Source organism: Caballeronia sp. Sq4a, assembly GCF_023170545.1.
Classification (GTDB): domain Bacteria; phylum Pseudomonadota; class Gammaproteobacteria; order Burkholderiales; family Burkholderiaceae; genus Caballeronia.
On sequence record NZ_CP084251.1, the window covers coordinates 965,926 to 987,899 of the forward strand.

Below are 21,974 nucleotides of genomic sequence, written 5' to 3' on the forward strand. Positions count from 1 at the left end.
GTCAGGGAGTGCGAACTTTTTTGCCCCGGCTTGGCGAAGCAACGCATAGGCACAACAACACACGCCTCGCGATTGCCGCCGACAGCATCTCACGTCGCCTGAAAGACGAGCGCCGCGCCGTTGATGCAATAGCGCAGGCCTGTCGGATTCGGGCCGTCGTCGAACACATGGCCCAGATGACCGCCGCAACGCCGGCAATGCACTTCGTTCGGCAACGGTATGGACGCGCTGCTCGCATGCGTCGCCACCGCGCCGTCCAACGGCACCCAGAAGCTCGGCCAGCCGGTTCCGCTTTCGAATTTCGTCTCAGACGAAAAGAGCGGCAATCCGCAGCCCGCGCACGCGAACGTTCCCCTGCGGCTTTCTTCGAGAAGCGGACTCGAAAACGGCGGCTCGGTTGCACCACGCCGCAACACGCGATACTGCCGCGCGGACAAGCGCCGGCGCCAGTGCGTGCGGCTGTGCTCGACCTCGAACTCAGGAATGCCGCTGGCCCGCGTGGCGGCCATCCCCTGCCGCCACGGCGCAATGCCGCCCGCCAGCGTCGCGGCCATCGCGCCGAGGAAATTTCGTTTGGTGCGTCTGATGATTTTCATCGGATGAACGCCTCCTCCTTTCCCGTCGCGTGGCGCCGCTCTTTGCTACGCCTTCAGTCGATACCCGGTCTTGAAGATCCACGCGACGATGGCGATGAAGATTGCCAGGAACACGAGCGTCATCGCAAGGCTTGTGCCGACTTGCACGTCCGCGAGGCCATAGAAGCTCCAGCGGAATCCGCTGATGAGATAGACGACGGGATTGAACAGCGCGACCGTCTTCCAGAACGGCGGAAGGATATTGATCGAATAAAAGCTGCCGCCGAGAAACGTGAGCGGCGTCACGATCAAGAGCGGGATGATCTGTAGTTTCTCGAAGCCGTCGGCCCATATTCCGATGATGAAACCGAGCAGGCTGAAAGTCACCGAGGTCAGCAACAGGAACAGAATCATCCATATTGGATGATCGATGCGCAGCGGCACGAAAAGCCGCGCCGTGGCAAGAATGATGAGGCCGAGAATGATCGACTTCGTGGCCGCGGCGCCGACGTAGCTGATGACCAGTTCCATATACGACACCGGCGCGGACAGCAGTTCGTAGATGGTGCCGGTGAAGCGTGGAAAGTAGATGCCGAACGACGCATTCGCGATGCTTTGCGTGAGCAGCGACAACATGATGAGCCCCGGTACGATGAACGCGCCGTAGCTGATGCCGTCCACTTCCGGAATGCGCGTGCCGATGGCCGCGCCAAACACGACGAAGTAAAGCGATGTGGAGATGACCGGCGACACGATGCTTTGCATCAGCGTGCGGCCGGCGCGCGCCATCTCGAAGCGGTAGATTGCACGAACTGCGTGTAGATTCATTTGGCGTCCCTGACGAGGCTCACGAAGATATCTTCCAGCGAGCTTTGCGTCGTTTGCAGATCCTTGAAGCGCACGCCGGCTTCATCGACATGGCGCAAGAGCGCGATGATGCGCCCCGGCTCGTCGTGCGCGTCATACGTATAGGTGAGTTCCGTGCCGCTCGCCGACAGCGTGAGACCGTACGGCGCGAGCGGCGCGGGAACGGCGGCGAGCGGTTGCTCCAGTTGCAGCGTGAGATTCTTCTGCCCGAGCTTGCGCATCAGTTCGGCTTTCTCTTCGACGAGCACGATCTCGCCGCGATTGATGACGCCGATGCGGTCGGCCATCTCCTCCGCTTCCTCGATGTAATGCGTCGTCAGAATGATAGTGACGCCCTTCTCCTTCAGCGCCCGCACGAGATTCCACATATCGCGGCGCAGTTCGACGTCGACGCCGGCTGTCGGCTCGTCGAGAAAGAGAATGTCCGGCTCGTGCGAGAGCGCCTTGGCAATCAGCACGCGCCGTTTCATGCCGCCGGAGAGCGTCATGATCTTGTTGTCCTTCTTGCTCCACAGCGACAGTGACTTCAAGACACGCTCGATGTGCGCCGGATTCGGCGCGCGCCCGAACAGTCCCCGGCTGAACGATACGGTGGTCCACACGGTCTCGAACGCGTCGGTCGTCAGTTCTTGCGGCACGAGACCGATCATCGCGCGGGCGGCGCGATAGTCGGTGACGATATCGTGACCCGCAACGGTGACCTGCCCTTGGCTCGCTCTCACGATGCCGCAGACGGTGGAGATGAGCGTCGTCTTGCCCGCCCCGTTCGGACCGAGCAGCGCGAAGATTTCGCCGCGCCGGATCTCCAGGTTCACGTCCTTGAGCGCGGCGAATCCCGACGCGTAGGTCTTGGAGAGATTGGAAATAGTGATGATGTTCGGCATGGCGTGGACGATAGCAGATACCGCGCGATTCGGCATGAACGAAGGGGCCGTCCGAATGGCCGATGTTCGGCGCGCCGGGCAGTGCCTACAATGTGTCCGCCAAAGCCAGGGAGCCGACATGTTTTTCGAACAGATTCAGACCGCCTGCCTCAACGACGCGGACGTGCCGTGGGTGCCCTTCACGCCCTACAGCCAGCATGTGATGGTGAAGTACTTCAAGCTCGACGCGATTCGCGGCGAGACCATCGCGCTATTGAAAGCGCCGGCCAAAGGCGAGATGCCGCGCCACCGGCATACCGGCACGGTCATCGTCTATACGGTGCAGGGGCGCTGGAAGTATCGCGAGCACGACTGGATCGCCGAGACGGGCAGCATCGTGTATGAAACCGCCGGGTCGAGCCACACGCCGGAAGCCGTCGCGCCGCAGCCGGGCGCGCCGGACATCATCACGCTGAACATCATTCACGGCGAACTCGTGTTCGTCGACGAGCACGGGCGCACGCTCGCCACGGAGAACTGGCGCAGCGGCTGGGAACGATACGCGGGCTATTGCCGCGCACATGGCCTGACGCCGAAAGATTTGACGGCGTTCGGCTAGCGCGCGGGCAGTTGCATCAAGGCTTCGCGAAGAGCGCGTCGAGCGCGTCCGAATAGGCGCGCACGTTGGCTTCGTGCAGCGGGTCGAGTGTCCGCAGAAACGCCTGCGCGGTCGCGCGGTAAGCATCGAGATTCGCGTCGTGTTGATCGAACGCCGTGCGCAGCGCGCGGCCGCCGTCTTCGCAGTCGAAACCGTGATAGCGGTAGCCGCAATCCCCGATGAGATGCGAGTTGTGAATCAGCGGATAGCCGCCGTGAAGCGCCTCGTAATACAGATAATTCTGCGCGTTCTCCCAGTGATGACTGACCACCGCATCGACTTCGCGCGGCACGATCTGCGCAAACGGAAAGCGCGCTTCGAACGAAGCGAGGTTATGCCTGACCACGTCGAGACTGCGCGCGAACTCGACGAACGTCGGCTGCTCTTTCAGCTTCGCGGTGCCGTAGACGCGCACGGCGTCGATCACGTTCGGGTCAGCCCGATGCGCGCACTCGCAACTGAGCAGCGGCACGTAGCTAGTCTTCACCAACGAGACGTTCGGTTCGAAGATGCCGATGCGCCAGCGCCGCTTGCCCGGCCGATAGCCGAACGCAAGACCATCGGGCAGATTGCGCGCATCCTGCTCGAGAAGCATCGGGCTCCAGATGTGCGGCACGATGGTGACCGGCGCGCGGCCGAGCGCCTGAAAGTACGGCTTGCACGACTTTTCGTACTCGGGCAGCGTCCACACGGCATCGTAGGGCACTTGCGGCACGAGTCCCGCTGGCGGCAACGAGAAGATCATGCGCTCGATATCGAGCACATAGTCATTGCCGACGCGCATCGAGACGATCTTCCCGCCGCGCTCGCGAAACCTGAGCACCCAGTCGCGCTGAAGCTGCGCGTGCAGCTCGATCATCACATCGAGACGACCGAGCGCCGATTCTGGCTCGATGATCGGCGCGGGTGCATCGGCCATGAAGCGTTTCGCGTCCTCGCGCGTGCCGTCGCCGCTCGCGACGATGTACACCGCGTCCACGCGCGGCGAGCGCGCCAGCAGTTGAATGAGGAACAGCGCGTTCTGAGCAATGCCGCTCTCGAACATCGACTGTCCGCCTGCGCGGACGTAGACGGACACGCCCACGCGCAGGCGGCGCGGCGATTTCTTGCTGGCGGTGTTGATGGAGCTCATCGCGCGGCGCTCCGGTTCCGTCGGTTCCAAAGATGCATCAGACGATGCGCGTAAGCATCGAGATTGGCCGGATTGAACGGATTCACGGCGTCGATCACGCGAGCGGCGCGCGCCCGGTAATCATCGAGCGCGGCGTCGTGCTCGCGCAGCGCGCGCAGCAACTGGCGCGCGCCTTCCTGAACGTCGAAGTCGGGATAGTAGTAGCCCGCGTCTGCAAGCCACGGCGAGTTGTGGATCAACGGATAGCCGCCGTACAGCGCATCGAGGTAAAGATAATTCTGGTCGTTGGCCCATTGATGCGACACGATCGCGTCGCCGTGCATCGCCATGAAGCTCACGACATCGTGCCGGCCCTCGAAGAGCGCGCGATGATCCCGCACGAGGTCGAGCGAATTCGCCATGTGCAGAAGCGTCGGGTGTTCCTTCATGTGGACGGTGTTGAGCGCGATCATGGACGCGACACTACCGCTCTCGGCGCGATACGCCTCTTCGCAGATCAGCATGGGAATGGCCGAGGCTTTCTGCACCGAGATGTTCGGTTCGAGGATTCCGACGCGCAGCCCCTGCGCGCCCGCCTCCGCCCGCGTGCGGTAACCGTAGTGGTAGCCGTGTTGCGCGACATGCGCCATGCGCGCCTGCAAGAACTGCGGATGCCAGATATACGGCACCTCGAACACGTCGCAGCGATGCAGCGTGCGCATGATCGGCGCGGACGGCGCGTCCTTCGACAGCAGCCAGACTTCGTCGCAGCGGTCGGGGCGCGACATGTGGCTCGGCTTCGCGAACACGGCGGGTTCGACGAGTCCGAGATACGGCTGGCCTACCACATGGAACACGACCTTGCGCCCGCGCGCGCGCATCAGGTCGAGCCAGCCGACATCGAGCGCGCCACCCAGCTCGATCACGACATCGACGGCGTCGGTGGCCTCGCGAGTGCCGATCACGCGCAGCTTCTTGCCGACCACATCGACGTCTTGCGGCATGGCCGAAAGCGCGCCGACATCGATCAGGACGACGGACGAAACGAACGGCAGACGCTGAAACAATTCCGCGAGAAAGACGATGTTCTGGCCCATTCCGTTGGACCAGACGCTTTGCCCTTCGTAACTTGCCATCGAAATGCCGATTCTCATTGACACCACTTTCAAGACTCCGAAAAGACGCTGCCGGACGTCCGGCGAGGCAAGCACGACGCAGCGCCGTTGCGCAAGACCGGCGCGGCTTCCAAAGTTGATTCAGGACAATGACCGAAGCGCAAAACGAAATAAAGTGAAGCGGCGCGACGCTCGGGCTCCGCTTTCTGCGTGGCCCGAATCCGGAGCCGCACGATGTTCACGCTGCATCGAATGCCATGACGGGCGAATCACGGGCCGCGCATTCTATCAACTGCTCTGCGGCCGTCGTTTGATGAACTGAGTGTAGGTCAAAGATTAGGAAATATCGCAAGGCGAAGGCGTGGCTCCACGCGGCTGTTTATTATCGGCGTAGACGCGCGAATCAACTAACTCAACGCATCACGAACAGGAGGAACGCAGCATGAACATTCAGACCGTCGGTATCGTCGGGGCAGGAACGATGGGCAACGGCATCGCGCAGGTCGCGGCCGTCGCGGGCTTCGACGTCGTCATGATCGACGTCACCGACGCCGCGCTCGCCAAGGGCGTCGCCACGCTGACTGCGAGTCTCGAACGGCTCGTCGCGAAGGACAAGCTCGACGCCGCCACGCGCGACGCGGCCATCGCGCGCATCGAGACGTCCACCGACTATGCGCGGCTTTCGAAAGCGGACATCGTGATCGAAGCGGCGACCGAAAACGTCGATCTCAAGCATCGCATTCTCGGACAAATCGAGGCGGCGGCGCGCGCAGACGCGATCATCGCATCGAACACGTCGTCCATTTCCATTACTGCGCTTGCCGCCACGCTCGCGCATCCGGAGCGCTTCATTGGCATGCACTTCTTCAATCCGGTGCCGCTGTTGCAACTCGTGGAAGTGATCCGCGGCGTGCAGACGAGCGATGAAACGGTGGCCGCCGTGCGCGAACTCACCGAGAAGCTCGATAAGTCGCCGATCGGCGTGCGCAATTCGCCCGGCTTCGTCGTCAATCGCGTGCTCGTGCCGATGATCAATGAGGCGTTTTTCGTGCTGTACGAAGGCGTGGCAACGGCCGAGGAGATCGACACGGGCATGAAACTCGGCGCGAATCACCCGATCGGCCCGCTCGCGCTCGCGGATCTGATCGGCCTCGACGTATGCCTCTCCGTGATGGACGTCTTCCTGAAAGACTTCGGCGATTCCAAATACCGCGCGTGCCCGTTGCTGCGCGAACTCGTCGCCGCCGGGCATCTCGGACGCAAGAGCAAACGCGGCGTGTACCGCTACGATTGAGCGGTCGGGCGGCGGCGCGCCATGCATCGGATACCGTATGATCGCGGTCTTCCGCTGCAAGGCGCTTGCTTGCGCAACCGCTTTGGCTTATTCCTTAGCGGATGCGCCGCTCGCCGCGCTCATCGAATCATCCCGACACGCTCGCATCATGCAAATCTCTCCGAACGGGCAGCCGAACTTGAATCCGCGACAGCCGGTCGACATCGCCCGCATTCTGCTCGTGATCGCCATTCTTTCGGCGCTCGCGGCCGGCAGCCTGTTCATTCTTCGTCCGTTTCTGCCGGGTCTCATCTGGGCGACGACCATCGTCGTCGCCACGTGGCCGCTGATGCTCGCGGTGCAGCGTCGCTGCGGCAATCGCCGCTGGATCGCGACGACGGTCATGCTGCTCGGGCTGCTGATCGTGATCGTGCTGCCGCTCTATCAGGCGATCAGCACGCTCGCGCTGCATGGCGGCGAGATCATGTCCGCGATCAAGAGCCTGCCGACGTATGCGCTGCCGCCGCCGCCCGCCTGGGTCCACGACGTTCCGCTCGTCGGGCAGCGCGTCTCGACCGAATGGCAATCGCTTTCGGACGCCGGCCCCGGCGGCATGCTCGCGAAGCTCGAGCCTTACGTGACCATCGCGGCGCGCTGGATGCTCTCGCACGCGGCGGTCGTCGGCGTGTTCGTGATGCACATGGTCATCACCATCATCATCGCCGGGATTCTGTACACGCGCGGCGAGGCGGCGGGCAGCTTCGTGGTGCGCTTCGCGACGCGCGTCGCGGCGCAGCGCGGCGCCGAGGCCGTCAAGCTCGCCGGGCTCGCTGTGCGCGCGGTGGCGCTCGGCATCGTCGTGACGGCGGTCACGCAGTCGGCGCTCGGCGGTATCGGTCTTTGGATCGCCGGGGTGCCGGCCGCCGGCGTCATCACGGCGGTCATGCTCATGCTGTGTCTCGCGCAGATCGGCCCGCTTCTGCCGCTGCTCGGCGGCGTCGCATGGCTTTTCTGGCACGGCTCGCACGTCGCGGCGGCTTTGTTGCTCGTGTGGTCGCTCATGATCGCGATGCTCGACAACTTCCTGCGTCCGCTCCTGATTCAGCGCGGCGTCAATCTGTCGATGCTGCTGATTCTGTCCGGCGTACTCGGCGGCATGTTCGCATTCGGAATAGTCGGATTATTCATCGGGCCCGTTATTCTTGCGGTTACGTCCACTATTTTGAATGCGTGGATTAACGAACAGCCGTCCATGCCTCAAGTCGACGCAATTGCCAACGAGGAAATCGCCCGCGCCGCGCCAGAAAAGGGTTTGGCGGATGCGTCGCGGCCGCGTCCGTGATTTATCTCAAAATGAGTTTTTACAGAATCACGCACAATTGTCGGATTTATTCCAAATGTGTCTTAGGAGTGTGACTAAAAACGCTGTTGCGCCTTACAGCCCACGGCGTTTCCCGCGAAATCGACGGCACACATCCATTACAATGCGGGTCTTTGATACTTGCCCGCTGAAGGGCGTAGGGGAATGACCATGTCTCTGCGCGACGTGGACGCCATCGATTACATCGGAATCAATATTCTGTTCAAGCAGGTATATGTTGGCCTTTTCGACGAACTCGACTGGCAAGACGAAGAACTGCATCAGGATTTACTGACGAAGAAAATCGACCGCTACACCCGACATATCCGGTCGGGTAAATTACTGCTAAATTATCCCAAAGTCCGCGGTTATGAAATCGTGATCGAATACGTTTCGATGCACGCCATGCCCCCGTCCGCCGCCGCGTTCTGGAGAACGCGCGAAAGTCTCATTCGCAGCGCGGGCTTCGCCGTCCGCACGCGTGGCGTCGATGTGCGTCGTTCGCTCGGGCTCAAGGCCGAAGAGCCCGCGCAAGTTCTGATGGCAGAAGAAGTCGACGAACTCGTCGAGCCGCCCGCGCTGGAAGTGCTCGACCCGGAGCCGCGCATGCATCTGGCGGAGAGCGCCGAGATCTCTTTTTTGCCGCCGCTGGTATCGCAGCAGCGTCGGGCGCATACGCTGCCGATCCTGACGCGGCTGTCGCTGCGGCGTGCTTCGATGTAGTCATCGAAAATAGCGAACTAAAGAAATGAAAAGGCGAGGCCCCGTGCCTCGCCTTTTTTCGTTCGCGATACCGCCGCTTACTTGCCCATGCCGAGCGCGGAGCTCGCAATGGACGGCACCGAGATGCCGTTCGTCTTGGCGTACTGCACCGCTTGCGTCAACGTTTGCACGAGCGATTGCAGTTGCCCCGGCGCCGACTGCGCGATGTAACTGGCCGCCTGCGCCGTCGCCGGGTTCGATCCCGCCTGCAGTAGCGACGACACGTTCATCGTGTCCTTCACCGCGCCCAGGTCCGACTGAAGCCCCGCGTACTGCTTCACGCCCTGCCCCAACGACGCCAGTCCGTCCGTGAACGTCTGCTTGCTCGCGGCGGTCGGCGGCGTTGCCGACTTGTTCGCGAACGCCTGCATCAGCGATTGCGAGACGCTCTGCTGCGTGCCGCCGAGCTGCGACAACATGCTGGTGCTCGGCGCGCCACCGCTCGTCGCGCTCGACAACATGCCCGCCGCCGACTGCGCCTGACTCGCGACGCTCGCCATGCCCATCGCCGATGCAAGGCTCGACTGTCCGCTCAGCACTTGCTGGTTCGCGCCGAGATAGTTCTGCACGAGCGAGCCGAGCGCGGACGGCTGCGCCCCGCTATCGCCGGCCTGTCCCGACGACTCCGATTTGTTGCCGAAGCCGAACTGCTGGAGATTGATTTGTGCGTAAGACGCGGCCGGCGTCGCGAGCGCGCCTGCGAGAGCCGTTGCAAAAAGCGCGATCCGTAGCGACCGATTCGACATGATCGGGTTCCTCCTTCGAATGTTCCGACGTGAATGAGCCGTTTCGACCAGCGGCCTTCCCGACGGTTCGCGGCGCGCTGCCCCGCGTTACATTTGCTTGCCAATTCCTCCGACCGTCGATGCAACGCCCCGCCCGATCATTTCGCGGCATCGGCCACGCCCGACTGTCGCAGTTCGGGGAAATCGTCCTCCCAGAATTCGAATGCGCCGCGCGCGCCGTCCTGCGCGCGGGCCGCTTCCTGTCGCCGCAAATCGACGCGCCGGATCTTGCCGGAAATCGTCTTCGGCAACTCGGCGAATTCGATGCGCCGGATGCGCTTGTACGGCGCGAGCCGCTCGCGCGAGAACGCGAAGACGCTGCGCGCGAGGTCCGGGCCCATCGTGAAGCCGTGTCGCAGCGTAACGAACGCTTTCGGCACCGAAAGCCGCAGCGGATCGGGACTCGGCACGACGGCGGCCTCGGCAATCGCTTCGTGTTCGATCAGCACGCTCTCCAGTTCGAACGGGCTCAGACGGTAATCGGAAGACTTGAATACGTCGTCGGCGCGGCCGACATACGTGAAATAACCGTCCGCGCCGCGTGCCGCGACGTCCGACGTGCGATAGAAGCCGCCGCGCATCGCATTCTCGGTGGCGGCGGGGTTGTCCGCGTAACCGGTCATCAGACCGAGCGGCGGCGGATCGAGCGAGAGCGCAATCTCGCCTTCGTCGGCGCGATTGCCTTCCGGATCGAGCAGCACCACGCGATACCCCGGCAGCGGACGTCCCATCGAGCCGGGCAGGAGCCGCTGGCCCGGCGAGTTGGCGATCTGCGCCGTGGTTTCGGTCTGCCCGTAGCCATCGCGAATCGGCACGCCCCACGCTGCCTGCACGCGCTCGACGACCTCGGGATTCAACGGCTCGCCCGCGCCGACGATCTCGCGCAGCTTCACCTTGTACGACGCCAGCGGCTCCTGCACGAGCATGCGCCACACGGTCGGCGGCGCGCAGAGCGTGGTGACGTCGTGCGTCACGAGCACGTTCAGCGTGCGCGCGGCATCGAAGCGGCTGAAGTTATGGATGAACACGCACGCCTGCGCATTCCACGGCGCGAAGAAACAACTCCACGCATGCTTCGCCCAGCCGGGCGAACTGATGTTCCAGTGCACGTCGCCGGGTTGCAGGCCGATCCAGTACATCGTCGAAAGGTGGCCGACAGGATAGCTTTCGTGCGTATGCGCGACTAGCTTCGGCTTCGACGTGGTGCCCGATGTGAAGTACGACAGATACGGATCGCTCGCCTTGGTTTCGGCGTCCGCGTGAAATTCGGGCGATGCATCGTACCCCGCGTCGTAGCCGAGCCAGCCGTCGCGCGCGCCGCCGACGGACATGCGCAGTCCGCGCAAGTCGATGCCGTCGAACTTGTGCGTCTCGTTCGCATCCACGATGACGTGATCCACGCGCCCAAGCGCGATGCGATCGCGCAGGTCGGCGCTCGCGAGCTGCGTCGTCGCGGGCAGCACGACTGCGCCGAGCTTCATCGCGGCGAGCATCGTTTCCCACAACTCGACGCGATTGGGCAGCATCAGCAGAATGCGCTCGCCGCGCTTCAGACCGATTGCGCGCAGGTGATTCGCGACGCGCGCCGACCGCTCGCTCATCTCCGCGAAGCTGAGGCGCGTTTCATCGCCGCTTTCATCCACGATGCGAAGCGCGGGCGCGTCGTTGCCGCGCGCCATCGGATCGAAATAATCGAGCGCCCAGTTGAAGCGGTCGAGCACGGGCCACTTGAACTCGCGATAGGCGGTGTCGTAGTCGGTACGGTGACGCAGCAGAAAGTCTCTCGCTTCGATGAACGGCTGGGCTCGATTCATGGCGTCTCCTTTTATAGGCCGCTAGACGTTGCGCGCAATCACCATGCGCTGGACTTCGCTCGTGCCTTCGTAGATCTGCGTGATGCGCGCATCGCGATAATGCCGCTCCACCGGGTAGTCCTGAAGATAGCCGTAGCCGCCGTGAATCTGGATCGCGTCCGAGCACACGCGCTCGGCCATCTCGGATGCGAACAGCTTCGCCTGCGACGCCTCCGACAGACACGGCACGCCTTCCGTGCGCATGCGCGCCGCGTGCAGCACCAGAAGCCGCGCGGCGTTGATCTGCGTCTGCATGTCCGCGAGCATGTTCGCGACCGACTGATGCTCGCGGATCGGCTTGCCGAACTGCACGCGATCGCGCGAGTAGGCGCGGGCTGCATCGAAGGCCGCGCGCGCGATGCCGAGCGCCTGCGCCGCAATCCCGATGCGCCCGCCTTCCAGATTCGACAGCGCGATCTTGAGCCCCTCGCCGCGCGCGCCGAGCAGATTCGCGGCGGGAATCGCGCAGTCGTCGAAGGTGATCGGACAGGTATCGGATGCGCGGATGCCGAGCTTGTGCTCGGGCGGTCCGACATTGAAGCCCGGCGTGTTCTTCGGCACGATGAACGCCGAAATGCCGCGCTTGCCCGCTTCCGGGTCCGTCACGGCAAACACGATGGCCACGCCCGCGCGCCGACCGTTGGTCACGAACTGCTTGCTGCCCGAGATGATCCACTGTCCGTCGCGCTCGACCGCGCGCACGCGCAGGTTGTTCGCCTCGGAGCCGGCTTGCGGCTCGGTCAGGCAGAACGCGCCGATCACTTCGCCGCTCGCGAGCTTCGGCAGCCATTCGGCCTTTTGCGCGTCGGTGCCGTACGCGAGAATCGGCCCGCAGCCGACGGAGTTGTGCACGCTCATCATCGTCGCGCACGACGCGCAGCCGGCGGCGATCTCCTCCATCGCGAGCGCGTAGGCGGTGTAGTCGCTGTAGGTGCCACCGAGTTCCGCCGGCACGATCATGCCGAGCAGGCCGAGTTCGCCCAACTGGCGCACGACGGCGTCGGGAATCGCGCCGTCTTTGTCCCACTGGCCCGCGTTCGGCGCGAGCACTTCAGCCGAGAACTGGCGCGCCGCATCGCGGATCATGCGCTGCTCTTCGGTGAGAAAACTGTCGATCATGGTTGAACTCGCAAATGGCCTCGTCAGTCGTTCGGATACACTGGCTCGCCGGTCAGCGGCGGGCGCTTCGCCAGTCTAGGCAATCGTCCGCGCCCGGCCGATGACCAGAACGATCACGCTAACTGAACGCTTTCGCCACCTAGTGACAACCCCAATCCGCAGAAGAGAATTCGAGCGCGATTCGATCGCCATCAGTCTCGTCGACGCGGCGCTGCGGTGCGCTGAAGCGCGCGGCATGGCGCGCGCGACGCTGCTAGAGAACGCGGGCATCGCGCCGGCGATGCTGGATTCGCCGCGCGCCCGCGTTTCGCCCGCGCAGTACGGCCGGCTGTGGCACGCGATAGCCGACGCCCTCGACGACGAATTCTTCGGCCAGGACCCGCACCCGATGCGGCGCGGCAGCTTCGTGCTGATGTCGCAGGCGGCGCTCGGCGCGCGCGACGGCGCGCAGGCGCTCGGACGTATCGCAACTTTCATGCGGCTCGTGCTCGACGAGTTGACGTTCGAGCCGAACATCGACGAGAAACGCGTGCGGATCGTGCTGCGCGACGCGCACGCGCCGAAGACGATGTTCGCGTACGCGACGGGCTTTATCCTCGTGTATGGCTTGCTGTGCTGGCTGGTCGGACGGCGCATTCCGGTGCTCGCCGCGAACCTTCGCTGCGCCGAGCCAGACGACAGCGACGAGTACCGCCTGATGTTTTGCGACGCGATGCGCTTCGATCAGCCGCAAAGCTATGTCGATCTCGCGCCCGAGTGCGCGGCGCTTGCCGTGGTGCAGACGACATCGACACTGAAGACGTTTTTGCGCGACGCGCCCGCGAACTTCATCGTGAAGTATCGCAATCCCGAGTCGCTCGCGGCGCGCATCCGCAAGCGCCTGCGCGAGACGGCGCCAGCGGACTGGCCGGACGCCGATTGCATGGCGCTGTCGCTGAATATGGCCGAAGCCACGCTGCGGCGGCGCCTGAAACAGGAAGGGCTGACGCTTCAGGCGATCAAGGATGCGCTGCGCCGCGACCTCGCCATCTCGCGTCTGGCGGACACGAACGAGACCATTCCGGAGATCGCCGCCGCGCTCGGCTTCTCGGAACCCAGCGCGTTCCGGCGCGCGTTTCGCAAATGGACAGGCGTGCGCCCGGCGGACTACCGGTGGGCGCGCTAATGGCGCGACTGCTATATTGAGACGTCCGATTCACATTGCGGAGCGCGCCATGACCCAGCCACGCCAGACCGAAGCGACGAAAAAGCAGAACCCGGCGAACGAGGAGGACTTGCTCGACGAAGCCCTCGAAGAGACGTTCCCGGCCAGCGATCCGATCGCGGTGCATCCTGAGCCGGAATCGCAAGCCGAAGACAAGCGAGCGAAGAAGTGAATTAAGTAAATCAGCTGTCGTTCGGACCCGGCTCGTCCGGCGTCGAAAGTAGCGCGACCAGTTTCTCGACGTGCTGATGCAACAGCTTCACGTGCTTGTCGATCTGTTCGAGCCGCCCGGACAGATCGGCCTTTGCCGCTTCGCTCATGCGGTCCGAGGCGATGAGTTCGTCGGCTCGCGGCAGCATCGGTTCGACTTGCAGCAGTCCGAGCTGGCGTTCCAGCCGGCGCAAATCCTGTGACAGCAGTTCGCGGTTCTTCCTGAAAAGCAGATCGCGCCGGTTCACCTCGGCCTGCTGCTGCGCGAGATCGGCGACGCGCCGCGTGGCTTCCGTCTGCGAGAGAAGCGGCTCCGGGCCGCGCAACACGGAACGCTTCGGCGCGGGGTGTGCGGTGCCGCGAAAGACGGCGAACGGCCTTTCTTCGTCGAGCGCGCGCTTGACTTCGGCGGGCACGTCGGCGGCGCTGCGGCGCTCGTCCATCCAGTGAGGCGGCAGGCCGGACACGAGTTCGATGCCCCGCACGAACTCCTCGTTGAAGTCCCGCTGACCCGCGACGATGAGCTTCATGAACGACGGCGAGAAGTTCATCATGCGCGCCAGACGCGCCGCGCCGCCGGGCGAACCGACCAGAACGTTCAGGTTCGATCGCCAGACGACAAACAACGTTTCGTCGAAATCTTCCATGGACAGGCTCCCTGCAGACCGGGACGCAGCACGCCGCGCCTCGCTGTAGCGCGCGATCCGGCCGCGCGCATGCTTATCCTGTTTCCAATTGCCACCGCGCGCCGGGCCCGGCGCGTCGTCTACCGATACATACCGCATAAAACACCATACTACCGACATCGGCAAGCCGGGCGGACTTCGATGTCCGCGCCGGGCGCGCCGGATTGAGAATGCCGCGCCGGTCCGGACGCGGCAGAAAGCTTACGGTTCGTTGCGCAGATAGCCTTCCTTGCTCGGGTCCATCATGCGCCACGAGACCAGGAGCGAGATCGCGCACATCACCGTCACATACCAGTAAAAGCCGGACTCCATGCCCTCCGTCTTGAACTTGAGCGCGACGTATTCCGCCGATCCGCCGAACACGGCGTTCGCCACCGCATACGAAAGACCCACGCCCAGCGCGCGCACTTCCGGCGGAAACATCTCGGCCTTGATGAGACCGCTGATCGACGTATAGAAGCTCACGATGGCGAGCGCCGCGACGACGAGCACGAACGCCATGACCGGACTCGTCACGTCGCGCAGCGCGTGCAGCAGCGGCACGGTGCACAGCGTGGCGAGCGCGCCGAACCACAGCATCGACTGGCGGCGGCCGATGCGGTCCGACAGCGCGCCGAAGACCGGTTGCAACAGCATATAGACGAGGAGCGCGACCGTCATCACGTTGCTCGCGGTCTTCGCATGCATGCCCGCCGTGTTGACCAGATACTTCTGCATGTACGTGGTGAACGTGTAGAAGATGAGCGAGCCGCCCGCCGTGAAGCCGACCACGGTCATGAACGCGCCCTTGTGCTGCATCAGCCCGGCGAGCGTGCCGGCTTCCTTGCGCTCGCGAATTTCGGCGGTCGTGGTTTCATTGAGCGATCGGCGCAGATACAGCGAAACGAGCGCCGCGCACGCGCCGACGAAGAACGGAATGCGCCAGCCCCACGCCTTCAGTTCTTCCGTCGACAGGAAAAGCTGCAGGACGACGAGCACGAGCAGCGCGGCGAGCTGCCCGCCGATCAGCGTGACGTACTGGAAAGACGCGAAGAACCCGCGCCGGCCGCGCAGCGCCACTTCGCTCATATATGTGGCGCTCGTGCCGTATTCGCCGCCCACCGACAAGCCCTGAAACAGCCGCGCGATCAAGAGCAGGAGCGGCGCCCATGCGCCGATGCTCGCGTAAGTCGGCAGAAAGGTGATGACGAGCGAGCCGCCGCACATCATCAGCACGGAGATCATCATCGCGTTGCGGCGGCCGTGCTTGTCGGCGATCCGGCCGAACAGCCAGCCGCCGATCGGGCGCATCAGGAAGCCCGCCGCGAATACGCCCGCCGTGTTGAGCAGTTGCACGGTCGGATTGCTTCCGGGGAAGAACGCGGCCGAGAAGTACAGCGCGAGGAACGAATAGATGTAGAAGTCGAACCATTCGACGAGATTGCCCGACGATGCGCCGACGATGGCGAAAACGCGTCGCCGGGTGTCTTCTGCGGTGTATTGGGGAAGATCGGTCATGTGTGCTGAACTCTTTTGTCTCTGTCGGATGGCAAGCCCGGCGCCTGAGTCCGGGACGGAACGCTCTTTCGGCGTTCGGGCGCAAGTTTAAACGACGCGTCGGCGCGTCGGCGCGCGAAACGGCTTGTCCCGTAATCGGCGGATCGGCGCGAAGCCCTTTCGCACAGCTTGCAACGAGTGTAGGCACGGCGGGCGGCGGACGAGCGGCGTTCTTCTCGCCCGTGGCTAGGTGATTTCCCCAATGAGAGACTTTATCGAGCATTTATCGATAAAGTCTCGGTTTCAGGCCGAATCGGATAACGGAAACGCGAGGTTTGCATGGACAAGCAGAAACCGGTCACGCTCGACGCCGCGCTCGCGTCGAAGTTCGCGCAAGTGGCGCTCGGCCATTTGACGCGCGAGTACCCCAACAAGCTCGATCACGTCTTGGCGAGCGATGCCGACGCGCAAAGCCCGCGCGCGCTGCATCCGATCTTCTACGGCAGCTTCGACTGGCATTCGTGCGTGCACGGCTACTGGCTGATCGCGCGCCTCTTCGATCGCTTTCCCGGCCTGGCCGAAGCCGGGCGCATTCGCGCGGTCATCGACGAGCATTTCACCGAGGCAAATGTCGCCGCCGAAGTCGCTTATCTGCAGCGGCCCGCGTCGCGCGGTTTCGAGCGGCCGTACGGCTGGGCGTGGCTGCTTGCGCTCGCGGGCCAGTTGCACGCGATGCAATCGGACGACGGCGCGCGCTGGGCGCGCACGCTGCAACCGCTCGCGGATGCGTTCGTCGATCGCTTCACGGAGTTCCTGCCCAAGTCGACGTATCCGCTGCGCGTGGGCACGCATTTCAACATGGCGTTCGCGCTGACGCTCTCGCTCGGCTACGCGCGCGCCGTCGGCAATGCGTCGTTCGAACGGCTGCTCGTCGAAACCGCGAGGCGCTGGTTCGAGAACGATGCGGGGTGTCAGGCGTGGGAGCCGGCGGGCGACGAGTTTCTGTCGCCTTCGCTGATGGAAGCCGTACTCATGCGCCACGTCCTGCCCGACGCACGCTTCGCCGGCTGGCTCGACGCCTTCCTGCCGCGTCTCTCCGACCGGGAACCGGCGACGCTCTTCGTGCCCGCCACCGTCACGGACCGCAGCGACGGCAAGCTCGCGCATCTCGACGGCCTGAACCTGAGCCGCGCGTGGTGCCAGCGCACGATCGCGCGGGCGCTGCCGGCGGGCGATGCGCGCGTCGCCGTGCTGGAGGCGAGCGCCGCCGAGCATCTCGCGTCCGGCATCGAACACGTCGCGGGCGATTACATGGGCGAGCACTGGCTCGCGACCTTCGCGCTGCTCGCGCTCGAAGCGTGATGCGTAATGCGTAATGCGTAATGCGTGATGCGTGATGCCGACGTGACGCGTCAACGCGGCTGAAACGCGATCACGCACATGCCGACGAGCGCGATCGCCGCGCCCGCCACGTCCCACGCGCTCGGCCGGATGCGCTCGACCGCCCACAGCCACGCAATCGCCACGCCGATATAGACGCCGCCATACGCCGCGTAGACGCGTCCGGCGGCGGCATCGTGCAAGGTCAAGAGCCACGCGAAAAGCGCGAGCGACAGCGCGCCCGGCACGATCAGCCACGGCGAGCCGCCGCCTCTGAGCCATCGATACGGGAAATAGCAGCCCGCGATCTCGGCTACGGCGGTCGCGACATACAGCAGGAATGTTCTCATCGAAGGCGAAGGCGCTGACTGGATTCGCATTATCGGCTGCGTGCGCGACCGTTGCGCCGTCGCCGCGCGCTGACGACAATGTCGCGTTTGCCAACGACGCCCTTCGAACCCGATTTGACCGCTCCCGACGATCCCTCGCAACGCGCCGCCCTGCCCACGCACTGGCATCGCCGCGTCCTGACGCTCGCCTTTCCCATCGTCCTCGCGAATCTGACTCAGCCGATTCTCGGCGCGGTCGATACCGCCGTCGCCGGCCATCTCGACGGCCCGCAATATCTGGGCGGCGTGGCGCTCGGCGGGCTAGTCTTCAGCTTCGTGTTCTGGGGCTTCGGCTTTCTGCGCATGGGCACGACCGGGCTCGTCGCGCAGGCGTTCGGCGCGCGCGATGCCGCCGCGCTGCGCGCGCACGTGCTGCGCGCGCTGATGCTGGCGCTCGCGATCGGCGTGGCCGTGCTCGGGCTGCAAGCGCCGATCATCCGCTATGCGCTCGCCGCGCTCGGCGGCAGCCCGGCCGTGCAGCAGACGGCGAGCGCGTATTGCCACGCGCGCATCTGGGCCGCGCCGTTCGCGCTCGGCAACTACGCGGTGCTCGGCTATCTGCTGGGCTGCCAGCGCGTGCGGCTCGCGCTCGCGACGCAGGTGTTCATCAACGCGGTGAACATCGTCGCGGTGCTGCTCTTCGTGTATTGCTTCGGCTGGGGCATCGCGGGCATCGGCGCGGCGACCGCCTTCGCGGACTTCTGCGGCTTCGGGTTCGGACTCGCGATCCTCTGGCGTCTGCGCGAGCGCGGCTTGCCGCCGCTCGTCCCCCGCAGTTTAATCGATGCACGCGCGATCAGGCGCCTCGTCGCCCTCAACCGCGATATTTTCGTGCGCACGCTGTGTCTGCTCGGCGCGTTCGGCTGGTTTGCGCACGTCGGCGCGCGTCAGGGCGACACGATTCTCGCCGCGAACGCGCTCCTGTTGAACTTCCAGACGTTCATGGCATTCGGACTCGACGGCTTCGCGCACGCCGCCGAAGCGCTGGTCGGCGCGGCCGCCGGCGCGCGCGACCGGCACGCGTTCCGTCAGGCCGTCAAGGTGACGATGCTGTGGTCCGCCATCGGCGCGGCGGGCTTTTCCGTCGTCTATTGGGTGGGCGGGGAATGGATCATCGGACGGCTGACGGACCAGGCCGCCGTGCGCGCGGCGGCGCTGCGCTTCCTGCCGTGGGCAGCGATCCTGCCTCTCGTGTCCGTCGCAGGCTTTCAGCTCGACGGCGTGTTCATCGGCGCGACCGGCACGCGGGAATTGATGCGCGCGATGGCCGCATCGGCCGCGATCTTTCTGCTCGCGGCCTGGGCCTTCACGGGCGCGCTCGGCAATCACGGGCTATGGCTCGCGCTCACCGTTTTCATGGTCGCGCGAGGCGTCACGCTGCTGGTTCAGCTGCCGTCGATCGAGCGGGCGTCGTGCGCGGGCGATTCGCGCTGAAGCGTCATTCGGCTTTCGGATGCAACGCCGCGAGACCCTCCAGCAACGCCTTATGAAACGCCGCCGGCTCCTGCATCTGCGGCGCGTGCCCGGCGTCCGGAAACTCGACGAGCGTCGCGTTCGGAATCCGCTCCTTCGCCTGTTTGGCCAACTCTGGATAGCGCCCGAGTGTCGCGCGAATCTCGGGCGGCGCGAGATCCTTGCCGATCGCGGTCGTGTCTTTGTCGCCGATCAGGAGCAGCGTCGGCGGCTTGATTCGGTCGAATTCGTAGACGACGGGCTGCTGTAGCCACGTACATCTATAGGCTTTTCGCCGATACCTCCGATATTCTCGTCCTACAGGGACTCGCGCGAAACGGCAGTGAGGCGACGGAACAAAGCATCCTTTCTCGAATCCGCACTGATTCATCTGCCGACTTGCAACGCACGACCGCACCGTACGTTATGTCGGCGTACTCAGGACGCTCGAGAACCGCTTCTCATCACAAAATCAATCCACGCAAACCGAACTCATGGACCGACGTCGAAAGTCTTCAGGTATCGATGTTTGCGACTCAACCCCATTATCTCCCCCACCTCGATCAAATAATCTTGAAGCCAGCGGTGTTTTATCCGAACTTTCTCATTTTTTGATATCTCCTCTATGTTACTTTCGAAAGTCGCACGCGCGCTTATCCAAAGCGCTTCATAGTTTTCCGGAGTCACAACATTGAGATACCAGTATTCTCCCGTACGCAGTATCGTGCGGTCGCTTCCGAGAGCCGGGAACATATCGGCGATATTTCGATCAATCATTATCCTCGGAAAATCGGCAACCGCAGACTCTAACGTATAAGCCTTTGTGAGGACCGGGCTGTAAGTGATCGTCTGATTCTGGAAATGCTCACCGTAAGAAACCCCGCCTCTAATCAATAGTCCTTGACCTAGAAATGACGCAAACACATCCCTTAGGACGCAAATTAATTCGGGTGCCGCCGTACGATCGGAGCAGGAAATAAATATCGAATCCGATATTGCCTTATGGGAGAAATTGGCCTGATTAACGCCATCAAAGACGCGAAAAGCCGCGATCATTTTCTCTCGAAACACTTGCGTACCGTTTTTAATATCAGTATCCAAGTAATTTTTGTAGCCAAGTATGTCGAGAAATGCCATATGGGAATAATCAGCCATTGCCAACAACCTTTGCAATCTTCTCTATCTCCGCCCCGTATTCTGCGGCCCGAGTTAACCAACTCTCGAGCGCAACACCCTGCCAAGCCGCGCCTTCTGCAGATGCGAACTTGGTATCCTCACGATTGAGATCGAAGATCGCCTTTCCTACGATATGCGCGACAGGGGCCAGTCCACCGAAGTCCCTGATAGTGGCAACATACTCTTCGCTGCCCGATCCAGACGGGAGTTCAGCAACAATCCTGTCTCTGACAATTTCAAGTATTTCTGCTTCCCAATACTGGTATGGGCGCCTCGTTCTGCCCGCATATGCCTTAAAATTTTGGCTAATGGCCCCTAGAAAGACTGGTTCTCCGGGAAAGGATGAAATGCCAAAGGGAGGAAATGTTGAAATTGTCTTTTCATGCCGCTCTATCCATACCTTAATAAGTCTCGCGAGAGCATCAACCGCCTGCGCGCAAAATCGATCTGGAGTTACAGGTATAAAGTAGCTATCACAACTCAATAGGGCGAGGTTAGTTATTGCTCCGCTAGACGGCCCAAGATCAACCAAAATATGATCAAATCCATACTTCTGAATCAAATCGTGAAATAAGTTATGAAAAACGCGTCGGCGCAGTCTCCAGCCAGAACAATAGTGCTTTATGAAATTCCAGCGGCTCCTGCATCTGCGGCGCGTGACCGGCGTCCGGAAACTCGACAAGCGTCGCGTTTGGAATCCGCTCCTTCGCCTGTTTGGCCAATTCGGGATAACGCCCGAGCGTCGCGCGAATCTCGGGCGGCGCGAGATCCTTGCCGATCGCCGTCGTGTCCTTGTCGCCGATCAGGAGCAGCGTCGGCGGCTGGATGCGGTCGAATTCGTAGACGACGGGCTGCGTATAAATCATGTCGTACAGCAGCGCCGAGTTCCACGCGACGATATCCTTCCCCGGCCCGCGATACATGCCCGCGAGCATTTGCACCCACGGCTCGTAGTCGTCGCGCCACTGACCCGCGTAATACGTGTTCTTCTCGTAATTGCGAATGCCCTCGGCGCTCGTCTTGAGCTCGCGCGCATACCAGTCGTCGATGGAAATGGACGGCACGCCCTTCGCCTTCCAGTCCTCCAGCCCGATCGGATTGACGAGCGCGAGTTGCTCGGTCTCCTGCGGATACATGAGCGCGTACCGAACCGCGATCATGCCGCCCGTCGAATGCGCGATCAGCGTCGCGCGATTCACGCCGAGCGCGCCGAGCAGCGCGTGCGTGTTACGCGCCAGTTGCTGGAAGCTGTACTGATACCGCTCGGGCTTCGTCGACTTGCAAAACCCGATCTGATCCGGCGCAATCACGCGATAGCCCGCATCGGACAATGTCTCGATGGTCTGTTTCCACGTCGCCGCGCAGAAGTTCTTTCCGTGCAGCAACACCGCCGTGCGCCCGTTGGGGTGCGCCGGATGCACGTCCATATACGCCATGCGCAGCACCTGCCGCTGCGACGTGAATGCGAAGCGCGCGACCGGATACGGATAGTCGAAGCCCTGCAACTCGGGACCGTAAGCGGGTTCATCGGCAGATGCGGGCGCTGCCGCGATCAACGACGCGCACGAAGCCAGAGCCAGCAGCAGGGAGCGCGCGAAGAGAGGCATCGATTTCATGGGCTGTTTTTATCGAGATGAACGGCCCGAGCGATTCTAGCGCG

Annotated in this window: 23 protein-coding genes; 8 read left to right on the plus strand and 15 right to left on the minus strand. The window is 63.3% G+C overall.

The features are described 5' to 3' along the window. Nucleotides 1-89 precede the first annotated feature (89 nt). The 3 genes from msrB to LDZ24_RS18405 are packed head-to-tail and all read right to left on the minus strand — an operon-like array spanning nt 90 to nt 2,326. Nucleotides 90-596: a peptide-methionine (R)-S-oxide reductase MsrB gene (gene msrB / locus LDZ24_RS18395; RefSeq protein ID WP_248322643.1), complete on the minus strand. Its 507-nt coding sequence runs from the start codon at nt 594-596 to the stop codon at nt 90-92. A 45-nt stretch (nt 597-641) separates the two neighbouring features. Continuing rightward, on the minus strand, nt 642-1,403 hold the full coding sequence (locus LDZ24_RS18400) for an ABC transporter permease (RefSeq protein WP_248322644.1): 762 nt from the start codon (nt 1,401-1,403) through the stop codon (nt 642-644). Continuing rightward, complete coding sequence (locus tag LDZ24_RS18405) at nt 1,400-2,326, minus strand: ABC transporter ATP-binding protein (RefSeq protein WP_248322645.1); 927 nt, start codon at nt 2,324-2,326, stop codon at nt 1,400-1,402. Before LDZ24_RS18405 ends, LDZ24_RS18400 begins: the two co-directional genes overlap by 4 nt. A 118-nt stretch (nt 2,327-2,444) precedes the next feature. Between LDZ24_RS18405 and LDZ24_RS18410 the strand changes: the two genes are divergently transcribed. After that, nucleotides 2,445-2,924, plus strand: a complete 480-nt coding sequence (locus LDZ24_RS18410; RefSeq protein ID WP_248322646.1) for a 2,4'-dihydroxyacetophenone dioxygenase family protein — start codon at nt 2,445-2,447, stop codon at nt 2,922-2,924. A 16-nt stretch (nt 2,925-2,940) separates the two neighbouring features. Here the strand turns inward: LDZ24_RS18410 and LDZ24_RS18415 are convergent, their stop codons facing one another. Then, nucleotides 2,941-4,095, minus strand: a complete 1,155-nt coding sequence (locus tag LDZ24_RS18415) for a DUF2827 domain-containing protein (RefSeq protein WP_248322647.1) — start codon at nt 4,093-4,095, stop codon at nt 2,941-2,943. Continuing rightward, the gene (locus LDZ24_RS18420; protein WP_248322648.1) at nt 4,092-5,228 is read right to left on the minus strand and encodes a DUF2827 domain-containing protein; all 1,137 of its coding nucleotides are present in this window, start codon (nt 5,226-5,228) and stop codon (nt 4,092-4,094) included. Before LDZ24_RS18420 ends, LDZ24_RS18415 begins: the two co-directional genes overlap by 4 nt. A gap of 403 nt (nt 5,229-5,631) precedes the next feature. Here LDZ24_RS18420 and LDZ24_RS18425 point away from each other — a divergent pair, with 403 nt between their 5' ends. From LDZ24_RS18425 to LDZ24_RS18435, 3 genes are all read left to right on the plus strand, one after another. After that, nucleotides 5,632-6,483 carry a 3-hydroxybutyryl-CoA dehydrogenase gene (locus tag LDZ24_RS18425; RefSeq protein WP_248322649.1) on the plus strand — a complete coding sequence of 284 codons (852 nt, stop codon included), beginning with the start codon at nt 5,632-5,634 and terminating at the stop codon, nt 6,481-6,483. A 148-nt stretch (nt 6,484-6,631) separates the two neighbouring features. Further along, nucleotides 6,632-7,804: an AI-2E family transporter YdiK gene (gene ydiK, locus LDZ24_RS18430; RefSeq protein WP_248322650.1), complete on the plus strand. Its 1,173-nt coding sequence runs from the start codon at nt 6,632-6,634 to the stop codon at nt 7,802-7,804. Between the two features lie 183 nt (nt 7,805-7,987). Next, complete coding sequence (locus LDZ24_RS18435) at nt 7,988-8,545, plus strand: DUF6572 domain-containing protein (RefSeq protein WP_248322651.1); 558 nt, start codon at nt 7,988-7,990, stop codon at nt 8,543-8,545. Between the two features lie 77 nt (nt 8,546-8,622). On the opposite strand, the gene LDZ24_RS18440 is transcribed toward LDZ24_RS18435, so the two are convergent. The 3 genes from LDZ24_RS18440 to LDZ24_RS18450 form a co-directional block, all read right to left on the minus strand. Next, a complete protein-coding gene (locus tag LDZ24_RS18440; protein ID WP_248322652.1) occupies nt 8,623-9,330 on the minus strand; it encodes a hypothetical protein in 708 nt (235 codons plus the stop codon). Nucleotides 9,331-9,467: 137 nt separating this feature from the next. After that, on the minus strand, nt 9,468-11,183 hold the full coding sequence (locus LDZ24_RS18445) for an AMP-binding protein (protein ID WP_248322653.1): 1,716 nt from the start codon (nt 11,181-11,183) through the stop codon (nt 9,468-9,470). A gap of 21 nt (nt 11,184-11,204) precedes the next feature. Next, the gene (locus LDZ24_RS18450) at nt 11,205-12,338 is read right to left on the minus strand and encodes an acyl-CoA dehydrogenase family protein (protein ID WP_175942376.1); all 1,134 of its coding nucleotides are present in this window, start codon (nt 12,336-12,338) and stop codon (nt 11,205-11,207) included. 103 nt (nt 12,339-12,441) lie between these two features. On the opposite strand from LDZ24_RS18450, the gene LDZ24_RS18455 reads away from it, so the two are divergent. Continuing rightward, on the plus strand, nt 12,442-13,506 hold the full coding sequence (locus LDZ24_RS18455; protein ID WP_371747430.1) for an AraC family transcriptional regulator: 1,065 nt from the start codon (nt 12,442-12,444) through the stop codon (nt 13,504-13,506). A 49-nt stretch (nt 13,507-13,555) separates the two neighbouring features. Continuing rightward, complete coding sequence (locus LDZ24_RS18460; RefSeq protein ID WP_248322655.1) at nt 13,556-13,717, plus strand: hypothetical protein; 162 nt, start codon at nt 13,556-13,558, stop codon at nt 13,715-13,717. Nucleotides 13,718-13,727: 10 nt separating this feature from the next. Here LDZ24_RS18460 and LDZ24_RS18465 read toward each other — a convergent pair whose 3' ends face one another. Then, nucleotides 13,728-14,402, minus strand: coding sequence for a hypothetical protein (locus tag LDZ24_RS18465; protein ID WP_248322656.1), 675 nt, complete (start codon nt 14,400-14,402; stop codon nt 13,728-13,730). Between the two features lie 240 nt (nt 14,403-14,642). Further along, nucleotides 14,643-15,938: an MFS family transporter gene (locus LDZ24_RS18470; RefSeq protein WP_248322657.1), complete on the minus strand. Its 1,296-nt coding sequence runs from the start codon at nt 15,936-15,938 to the stop codon at nt 14,643-14,645. 318 nt (nt 15,939-16,256) lie between these two features. Between LDZ24_RS18470 and LDZ24_RS18475 the strand changes: the two genes are divergently transcribed. Further along, nucleotides 16,257-17,279 carry a DUF2891 domain-containing protein gene (locus LDZ24_RS18475; RefSeq protein WP_248322658.1) on the plus strand — a complete coding sequence of 341 codons (1,023 nt, stop codon included), beginning with the start codon at nt 16,257-16,259 and terminating at the stop codon, nt 17,277-17,279. Nucleotides 17,280-17,329: 50 nt separating this feature from the next. Here LDZ24_RS18475 and LDZ24_RS18480 read toward each other — a convergent pair whose 3' ends face one another. Beyond that, nucleotides 17,330-17,647, minus strand: a complete 318-nt coding sequence (locus tag LDZ24_RS18480; RefSeq protein ID WP_248322659.1) for a YnfA family protein — start codon at nt 17,645-17,647, stop codon at nt 17,330-17,332. A 78-nt stretch (nt 17,648-17,725) separates the two neighbouring features. Between LDZ24_RS18480 and LDZ24_RS18485 the strand changes: the two genes are divergently transcribed. After that, the gene (locus tag LDZ24_RS18485) at nt 17,726-19,120 is read left to right on the plus strand and encodes an MATE family efflux transporter (RefSeq protein WP_371747432.1); all 1,395 of its coding nucleotides are present in this window, start codon (nt 17,726-17,728) and stop codon (nt 19,118-19,120) included. A gap of 4 nt (nt 19,121-19,124) precedes the next feature. Here the strand turns inward: LDZ24_RS18485 and LDZ24_RS18490 are convergent, their stop codons facing one another. The 4 genes from LDZ24_RS18490 to LDZ24_RS18505 form a co-directional block, all read right to left on the minus strand. Continuing rightward, nucleotides 19,125-19,529 carry an alpha/beta fold hydrolase gene (locus LDZ24_RS18490; protein WP_371747433.1) on the minus strand — a complete coding sequence of 135 codons (405 nt, stop codon included), beginning with the start codon at nt 19,527-19,529 and terminating at the stop codon, nt 19,125-19,127. Nucleotides 19,530-19,630: 101 nt separating this feature from the next. After that, nucleotides 19,631-20,293: a hypothetical protein gene (locus LDZ24_RS18495; RefSeq protein ID WP_248322661.1), complete on the minus strand. Its 663-nt coding sequence runs from the start codon at nt 20,291-20,293 to the stop codon at nt 19,631-19,633. Beyond that, nucleotides 20,286-20,876 (minus strand): AAA family ATPase, encoded by a 591-nt coding sequence (locus tag LDZ24_RS18500; protein WP_248322662.1) that lies wholly within the window; start codon nt 20,874-20,876, stop codon nt 20,286-20,288. Before LDZ24_RS18500 ends, LDZ24_RS18495 begins: the two co-directional genes overlap by 8 nt. Nucleotides 20,877-20,889: 13 nt before the next feature. Beyond that, the gene (locus LDZ24_RS18505) at nt 20,890-21,930 is read right to left on the minus strand and encodes an alpha/beta fold hydrolase (protein ID WP_371747434.1); all 1,041 of its coding nucleotides are present in this window, start codon (nt 21,928-21,930) and stop codon (nt 20,890-20,892) included. Between the last annotated feature and the right edge of the window lie 44 nt (nt 21,931-21,974).